Below are 351 nucleotides of genomic sequence, written 5' to 3' on the forward strand. Positions count from 1 at the left end.
GATTGCTGAACAGGCCAGTCTGCAACAAAAGGCGTTATTTGATCAGGTGCTGCCAGCCGAACGCTATAACAATGCGCTGGCACAGAGTTGCTATCTGGTAACTGCGCCAGAGTTAGGTAAAGGTGAGCATCGGGTTTACATCGCCAAACAGAATGACAAACCGGTAGCCGCCGTTCTGGAAACAACCGCGCCAGATGGCTATTCCGGTGCGATTCAGCTGCTGGTGGGAGCCGATTTTAACGGCACGGTACTTGGCACGCGCGTGACAGAGCACCACGAAACGCCAGGGCTTGGCGATAAAATCGAACTGCGCCTTTCTGACTGGATCACCCATTTTGCGGGTAAAAAAAT

General features: G+C 52.7%; 1 protein-coding gene. It reads left to right on the plus strand.

From position 1 onward, the window contains the following. Positions 1 to 351, plus strand: a 351-nt coding sequence (gene rsxG / locus FN960_RS23655; protein ID WP_143850780.1) for an electron transport complex subunit RsxG, incomplete at both ends; no start/stop codon positions are given.

The sequence above is a fragment of the Alkalicoccobacillus porphyridii genome (assembly GCF_007293315.1).
In the GTDB taxonomy this organism is placed as follows: Bacteria; Bacillota; Bacilli; order Bacillales; family Bacillaceae_D; genus Alkalicoccobacillus; species Alkalicoccobacillus porphyridii.